7 protein-coding genes are annotated in these 7,516 nt (G+C 74.9%); 3 read left to right on the top strand and 4 right to left on the bottom strand.

The window, feature by feature from the left end; translation table 11 throughout:
- Positions 1 to 9 precede the first annotated feature (9 nt).
- The 3 genes from ACFVHV_RS30535 to ACFVHV_RS30545 form a co-directional block, all read right to left on the bottom strand.
- Positions 10 to 930, bottom strand: coding sequence for a dihydrodipicolinate synthase family protein (locus ACFVHV_RS30535; protein WP_380355270.1), 921 nt, complete (start codon positions 928 to 930; stop codon positions 10 to 12).
- A gap of 1 nt (position 931) precedes the next feature.
- Positions 932 to 1,732 carry an aldolase gene (locus ACFVHV_RS30540; protein ID WP_380355273.1) on the bottom strand — a complete coding sequence of 267 codons (801 nt, stop codon included), beginning with the start codon at positions 1,730 to 1,732 and terminating at the stop codon, positions 932 to 934.
- A 273-nt stretch (positions 1,733 to 2,005) separates the two neighbouring features.
- On the bottom strand, positions 2,006 to 4,096 hold the full coding sequence (locus tag ACFVHV_RS30545; protein WP_380355276.1) for a HelD family protein: 2,091 nt from the start codon (positions 4,094 to 4,096) through the stop codon (positions 2,006 to 2,008).
- Between the two features lie 315 nt (positions 4,097 to 4,411).
- Here ACFVHV_RS30545 and ACFVHV_RS30550 point away from each other — a divergent pair, with 315 nt between their 5' ends.
- Complete coding sequence (locus ACFVHV_RS30550) at positions 4,412 to 5,125, top strand: class I SAM-dependent methyltransferase (RefSeq protein WP_380355278.1); 714 nt, start codon at positions 4,412 to 4,414, stop codon at positions 5,123 to 5,125.
- A 49-nt stretch (positions 5,126 to 5,174) separates the two neighbouring features.
- Here ACFVHV_RS30550 and ACFVHV_RS30555 read toward each other — a convergent pair whose 3' ends face one another.
- Entirely contained in the window at positions 5,175 to 5,666 is a 492-nt protein-coding gene (locus ACFVHV_RS30555) for a MarR family transcriptional regulator (protein ID WP_380355280.1), read from the bottom strand.
- 99 nt (positions 5,667 to 5,765) lie between these two features.
- Between ACFVHV_RS30555 and ACFVHV_RS30560 the strand changes: the two genes are divergently transcribed.
- Complete coding sequence (locus tag ACFVHV_RS30560; RefSeq protein WP_359909597.1) at positions 5,766 to 6,149, top strand: hypothetical protein; 384 nt, start codon at positions 5,766 to 5,768, stop codon at positions 6,147 to 6,149.
- Positions 6,150 to 6,616: 467 nt separating this feature from the next.
- Positions 6,617 to 7,384: a hypothetical protein gene (locus ACFVHV_RS30565; protein ID WP_380355283.1), complete on the top strand. Its 768-nt coding sequence runs from the start codon at positions 6,617 to 6,619 to the stop codon at positions 7,382 to 7,384.
- The last annotated feature ends 132 nt before the right edge of the window (positions 7,385 to 7,516 follow it).

Genomic DNA, 7,516 nt, shown 5'->3' on the forward strand with positions numbered 1-7,516 from the left:
ACGCCGCTGTCAGGCCTTCGGCCCGGCGCCGTCCGCCAGGGCGACGCCCGCCGCGGACAGCAGCGCGGACAGCTGCGCCGTCCGCGCCCCGTCCAGCGGCAGCAAGGGGTGCCGGGGCTCGCCGACGTCCAGGCCGCGCAGGGCCAGGCCCGCCTTCACCGTGGTCGGCAGACCCCCGCCGAGCAGGAACTGCAGCACCGGCAGCTGCCGGTAGAACACCCGGCGGGCCGTCTCCGGGTCACCGGCGCGCACCGCCCGGTACAGGTCGAGGGTGAGCTCGGGGATGAGGCAGGGTGCGGCCGTGCACCAGCCGGCCGCGCCGGCCGCGAACGCCTCCAGGGCCAGCGGGTTGGAGCCGTTGTAGAACGGCAGGGCGCCGTCGGAGAGCTGGGTGAGCCGGTGCATCCGCTGGATGTCGCCGCTGCTCTCCTTGACCATGGTGATGTTCTCCACCTGGTCGACCAGCCGGTGCATGAGTTCCGGGCGGAGGTCGACCCCGGCGGTGGCGGGGTTGTTGTAGATCATCAGCGGGATGCCGATCGCGTCGGCGATCTCGGTGTAGTGCCGGGTGATCTCGCGTTCGTCCAGCCGCCAGTACGAGAGCGGCAGCACCATCACCACGTCGGCGCCGGCCCGTTCGGCGAACCGGGCGCGGCGGACGGCGCTGCGGGTGGTGAGGTCGGCGATGCCGACGACGGTGGGCACCCGGCCGGCGACGGCCGCCACCGACGCCTCGGCGGCGGTGTACCACTCCTGGTCGTCGAGGTAGGCGCTCTCGCCGGTGGAGCCGAGCGGGGCGATGGCGTGGCAGCCGGAGCGGACCAGCCGGTCGATCAGCTCGGTGAGCCGGTCGAGGTCCGGGCCGCCGTCGGCCGCGGAGAACGGGGTCACCGGGTAGGCGATGATCCCTTCCAGGGTGGTGGCGGGCATCTCAGGAGTCCTTCCGGGTGACGAGGGCGTCGCCGTGGCCGGCCCGCAGGGCGCGGCGGGCGTAGTAGGCGAAGTTCGCCTGGCCGCGCTTGGGGGTGGAGATCCAGTCGTGCGCCTCCTTGGCGAGCGGTCCGGGGATCTCCTGGATCTTCCCGGCGGCCCCGGCGAGGAGCTGGAGCTCGGCGGCCCGCTCGAAGAGCAGGGCCAGGGTGCACGCCTCCTCGACGGTTCCGGTGGCGACCAGCTGGCCGTGGTGGGCGAGCAGGAGGGCGCGCTTGTCGCCGAGGGCGGCGGAGATGATCTCGCCCTCCTCGTTGCCGACCGGGATGCCGGGCCACTTCTCCAGGAAGGCGCAGTCGTCGTAGAGCGGGCACAGGTCCATGTGCGAGACGACCAGCGGGGTCTCCAGCATCGAGAGCGCGGAGACGTGCAGCGGGTGGGTGTGGATGATGCAGTTGACGTCCGGGCGGGCCCGGTAGACCCAGCTGTGGAACCGGTTGGCCGGGTTGGCCATCCCGTCGCCCTCCAGGACGTGGAGGTCCTCGTCGACGAGGAGGAGGTTGTCCTCGGTGATCTCGTCGAAGCCCAGGCCCAGGCGCTGGGTGTAGTAGGTGCCCGGGCGTTCGGCCCGGGCGGTGATCTGGCCGGCCAGCCCGGAGTCGTGGCCGGCGTCGAACAGGATGCGGCAGGTCAGGGCCAGTTTCTGGCGCACCGTCCAGTCGTTGTCGGGGATCGCGGTCCGCATCCGCTGGTGGGCCAGGTCCACCAGGTCGGTCTTGCCCGTCTCGAACGTGTCGGCCATCGCCGTGGTTCTCCTTCGCTCTTCGGTCGGAGCGGTCCGCCGGGGCGCGGGGTGCGGCCCGCACCGGCGGGCCGCGGGCAGCGGCGACCCGCCCGGCGGCGCCGCGGAGCCCCGGGAAGACACGTCATTCACTTTAGGACACCTTGTGTCCTCGCGTCGACGGGTCACCCACTACCAGGACCCCGGTTCCCGGACGCGGCCCCCGGAACCCGGACGCGGCCCCTCCCGCACGGGAAGTCGGCCGGGCCGACTTCCCGTGCGGGAGGCACCCCGCTACGCCCCGGCCTCCCGAAGGGTGACCGTGCACAGCCGCTTGGTGGCGCGGGTCAGGGCGACGTACAGGTCCCGTTCGCCCGCGGGCCGGGCGGCGACGATCCCGTCCGGGTCGACCACGACGGCCTCGTCGAACTCCAGGCCGCGCGCCTCCGACGCCGGGACCAGCCGGGCGTACCGCTCGACCCCGGCGGCCGCCAGTTCCGCCGTCCGGCCGTCCGCGCACACCACGCCGAGCAGCTCGCCCGGATGCGCGGCGGCCTGCGCCCGCAGCTCGCGCACCAGCTCACCGGCGAGCCGCTCCGGCGCCACCGCGACGGTCCGGGGCTCCTCACCGTGCCGGATCGACCGGACCGGCGGCTGCCCCGGGGCGATCCGGCCGAGCAACTCCCCGGTGGTGGCCAGGATCTCCCGCGTGGTCCGGTAGCTGACGGTGAGCGTCCGCAGGTCGAAGCGCCGGCCGACGTGCGGGGCGAGCGCCTCGTGCCAGTCCCGTGCGGTCGCCGCCGGGCCCGCCTGCGCGAAGTCGCCGACCAGTGTCATCGACCGGCCCGGGCACCGGCGCAGAATCATCCGCCACTGCATCGCCGTCAGCTCCTGCGCCTCGTCGACGACGACGTGCCCGAAGGCCTGCTCGGGCGGCCCGTCGACCAGGCTCGCCGCCTCGTCGAGCAGCGGCACGTCGGCGTCGGCCCACGGCGCGCCGGGCGTGCGCAGCAGCGACGCCCGCTCGTCGTCGCCGAGGTGCGGCAGGCGCTCGGCCAGTGCGTCGGCGTCGGCCAGCAGGGCGTCGACGACCTCGCCCGGCACGAGCCGCGGCCAGAGCTCCTCGACGGCCCGGTCCACGTACGCGTCGTCCAGGAGCGCGGCCCGGACGGCGTCGGCGTCGAACTCGTCGGCCCCCGTGGCGGGTTCGTCGTCGACGCCGAGTCTGCGCAGGTCCCGGGCCGCCATCCGGTCGAGGTCGATGCCGGTGAGCAGCGCGACCTCGGCGTCGATGCGCTCCAGCGCCTCGACCGTGCCGCGGGCCAGCGCGCCGGTCAGGGAGTCCACCAGCAGCTCCAGGAACAGCCGGCGCGCCCGGTTGTGGGCGAGGCCGCTCGCCTGCGCCGCCGCCCGCGCCCCGGCGACCTCCGCCTCCTCCAGGCGGACCCACTCCCGCCCGACCCGGACGGTGAAGTCCCCGCCCGGGGCCTGCCGCGAGCGGACCGACCCGGCCAGCGCGTCGGCCAGTTCGGCGCCGCCCTTGAGGCGCGCCGCCCCGAACCCGTCCACGGCGCCCGGCGCGACGCCGGCCAGCTCCTCGCACGTCGCCAGGACGACGTCGTTCTCCCCGAGCGAGGGCAGCACCTGGGAGATGTAGTCGAGGAACCGCGCGTTCGGACCCAGCACCAGCACACCGCGCTCGGCCGCCTTCGGGAACGCGTACAGCACGTACGCGGCGCGGTGCAGCGCCACCACCGTCTTCCCGGTGCCCGGGCCGCCCTGCACCACCGTCACCCCGCGGTGCGAGGAGCGGACGATCGCGTCCTGCTCGGTCTGGAGCGTGGCGACCGCCGTCCCCATCCGCCCGGTCCGCCGCTCCCGCAGCGCCGCCGCCAACGGGCCGTCCCCCACGACGTCCCCGGCGGCCGGCTCCGAACCGTCCAGCAGTTCGTCGCTCACCCCGACCACCGTGCGGCCCGTCAGGCTCAGGTGGCGGCGCCGCCGCAGCCCCAGGGGGTGGACCGGCGTCGCCTCGTAGAAGGCCCGTGCCGCCTCCGCCCGCCAGTCCACCAGCAACGGCAGCTCGTCCTCGTCCCGTTGCAGCCCCAGCCGCCCGATCCGCAGCACCGTCCCGTCCGCCAGGTCGATCCGGCCGAAGACCAGCCCGCCCTCGGCGCCCTGCAACCGGCGCACCTCGCCCGCCAGCCGCCCGGCCGCCACCTCCCGCTCGTACACCTCGCCCGCGCCGTCCGCCGCCGACGCGAGCACCCGCCCCAGCTGCTCCCGCGCCCCGGCGAGCCGCTCGTCGAACAGCTCGCCGATGACGGACACCTGCACCCGCTCCAGCTCCACCTGCTGTGCGGCGTTGTCGTGGATCTGCGACAAGGAAGAGCCCCCTCTCGATTCGACCCGCCACTATGCAGAGGAAATCCGGAGAAGTAAATGTTGACTTGTCCGGTTCGCATGTGGCCCTCGAATCCCGTACGGCAGTTTTCCCGGCGGAATTCCGGCACGCCCCCGGGGCGCCTCTCCCCACTCCGCGAAAATGCCCTTTCCCGGCCCGGGGCGGGGGTGCCGCCACGCGCTCGCCCGGGTCCGGACCACCTCTGCCGTACCGCGCCCCGGCGACCCCAACAGCCCACCGCACAGCGGCCTTTGCGCCCCGCGCGCCCGCCCGCCGGACGGCCTACGATCGGCGGAATGAACCGTACGATCCGCACCACCGAAGACGTCCTCGCCCTCCTCGACGGCCTTTTCCCGCCGGCCGAACCGTTCTGGGACCGGTTCTACGCGGACCGGTCCGCCGATCGCCCGTTCTTCACGCCGAAACCGGACGAGAACCTGGCCTCCTACCTGGACCGCGGCCTGCTCGCCCCCGGCCGGGCGCTCGACCTCGGCTGCGGCGCCGGCCGCAACGCCGTCCACCTGGCTTCGCTCGGCTTCGAGGTGGACGCCGTCGACCTCTCCGCCACCGCCGTGGCCTGGGCCGAGGAGCGCGCCCGCGAGGCCGGCGCGGGCACCGGCCTGCGGTTCCACCGGGCGAGCATCTTCGAGGCCCGGCTCCCCCACTCCCACTATGGCCTGGTCTACGACTCCGGCTGCCTGCACCACCTCCCGCCGCACCGCCGGGTCAGCTACCTGGCCCTGCTCGACCGGGTGCTGGCACCGGGCGGGCACTTCGCCGTCACCGCCTTCGCGGCCGGCGCGACGGGCTCCGAGCGGACCGACGAGGAGCTCTACCGGCTCGGCGCCCTGGAGGGCGGCCTGGCCTACTCGCCGGACGAACTCCGCTCGCTGTTCCGCGAGTTCACCCCGCTGGAGATCCGCCCGATGGCCGCCCAGGGCCCCGGTTCGACGCTGTTCGGCGTCCCCTTCCTCCTCACCGCGCTCTTCCGCCGGGCCCCCGGCCGCTGACCGGGCTCCCGGCCACTGACCGGCCTCCCGCCCGGCGCACCGGCCGCCGTCAGTCCCGCTCCCGCCCCACCGCCGCCTCGTACGCCAGCAGCGTGTCCACCACCAGGCGCCGCTGCGCCGCGTCGAGCGGCCCGAGGGCCGTGCGCCAGGCGACGGCCCCCGGGGCGAGCCAGGCCTCGATGGCGGGCAGCCGGGCGGGGGCGATCGCGACGATCCGGCGCCGGCGGTCGGCCTCGTCCTCGCGCCGTTCGAGGATGCCCTGCCGGCTGAGGTCGCCGACCATCAGGCTGACCGTGGTGGGGGCGACCTCCAGCCGGGCGGCGAGGTCGTTCACGCCCATCGGTCCGTCCAGCAGCAGGCAGGCCAGCAGCGACAGGTGACGGGGTGCCAGTGCGAGGCCGCGCAGCGGCTCGGGGACGGGGATCCGCTTGGCCCGCCCGACCAGCCGGGGCATCAGCAGCAGCATCGACCGCACCGCGTCGTCGAGCCCCTCCCCGGTCGACGACGGCGTGTTCCGCGATTCCCCTTCGGCCGTTGACATCGCACACCCCTCCTCAGTTACCTTTGACTTCAAAGCTGTTTTATGTGCAAAGCGAACCCGTCAGCCCATGGTACGAACCGAGCCGAACGGAGCTCCACCATGCCGCACCTGAGCCTGCACATCCGCGAGGAGTCCCTCGACCCCGAGGTCGAGCGGGCCCTCATCGCCGGCCTCACCGAGGCCGTCACCTCCGTCTTCGGCGAACGGGTCCGCCCGCTGGTCGCGGTCGAGCTGATCGGGGTCCCCCAGCGCCGCCGGGGCATCGGCGGACTGCCGACCGAGGAGGTCGCGCCGGTGGTCCTGCTGAGCCTGCGGGAGTCGGCCTACCACCTGCCGCAGGTGCCCGACGCGCCCGCCCGTCTGGTCGCGGCGGCCACCGCGGCGATCACCGGCGCGCTCGGCGAGGCCGTCGGACGGCAGACCGTGGTCACCCTCGACGGCGTCCCGGCGGGCCGCTCCGGGATCGGCGGCCGGGTCGCCTGACCGGGGCCGCCCGCGGATCCGTCGCACGGCGCCGCGCACCCGCCCCCACCTGCCCGGATGCGCCGCCCCGACCCGCGCGCGGAGGCGGTCGCGCACCCCTGGGACCCTCCGCGCCCCGCCCGCCGCACCCCTCCGGGCCCGGTCACATTCACCCCATGAGCCCCACCAGTCCCAAAGGGAATCCGGGCCTCCGGCCGGAACCCGGCTTTGCGACCGGCGGTCCGGTGGCATAGGTTTCGACCGCCGTCGACACACCATCGACCCTGACCGGCCATCAGTCACGGGGCGGACAGCGGGGCGAGGGGCCAGGCGGCCGCATGCACAGGGGAGGAGCTGCCATGCCGCAAGCCCGCGACCACGGGTCGACCGGGCGGCGGGGACGGACGGACGGCGCCGCGCACCAGCGGCCCACGGCCGGTGCGCGCCCGACCCCCGCCCACGCCACCGGACATCCGAGGAACCGTCAGTTGCGCACCACCAGAGTCGTCACCGCCACCGCCGCAGCCCTCGTCTGCCTGGGCGCCCTCAGCGCCTGCGGGCCGGACAACGGCAGCCAGGACGCCAACCCCGCCCTCCCCGCCGCCACCACCGGGCCCAGTGTCAACCCCAACAAGCCCAGCGGGTCCGACAAGGGCATCCCGGACAAGGCCTGGATGGACACCAAGAGCATCCCGATGGACGAGAGTTACCACTACACGCCGCTGGCGGCCAACGCCAAGCAGCTCTCCGGCCAGGTCCAGTTCAAGGGCATGGAGCTGTGCCGCGCCGCGGTCGCGAAGGACGACGAGCCGCTGTTCACCGGCACCGCCTCCGCCCGGGCCTCGGTCGGCTTCGGCGGGGACCGCTGGACGGCCGAGCAGACCCTGCTGTTCCACGGCGACCCGACCCGCAGCAGCGGCACCAAGCAGAGCACCAACCTGGCCGAGGGCCGTCTGACGGAGGCGCTCAAGTCCTGCGCCAAGACCGCGCCCGGCGCCACCGTGAAGGTCGACAGCGCCCCGAACGCGCCCTACTTCGCCGCCGTCCTGACGGTCCCGCAGGCCGACGGCAGCACCGTCACCCTGCACGAGTACGTGGTCAGCGACGGCGGTGCGGTCAGCGAGCTGGCGGTCTGGGCCACCACCAAGGCCGGCGCCCAGCCCAAGGACGCCTGGAAGGCCCCCGAGGACAAGTACGTCGGCACCGGCATGACCGCGCCGATGTGCGAGGCCCTCCCGGGCTGCGACGGGCACTGACGCCCGACGGGCCCCGACACGCCGCGGACGGCCGGCACCGCCGGCGCCCGCGGCGCCCCGCAGACGGCCGCCCGGCCCGTCCGGAACAGGGGACCGGCCGGGCCGGGCGGCTCCTTCGGGTCCGCCCCCGGG

It is taken from the genome of Kitasatospora sp. NPDC127116 (assembly GCF_042677365.1).
GTDB classification, from domain to species: Bacteria; Actinomycetota; Actinomycetes; order Streptomycetales; family Streptomycetaceae; genus Kitasatospora; species Kitasatospora lactacystinica.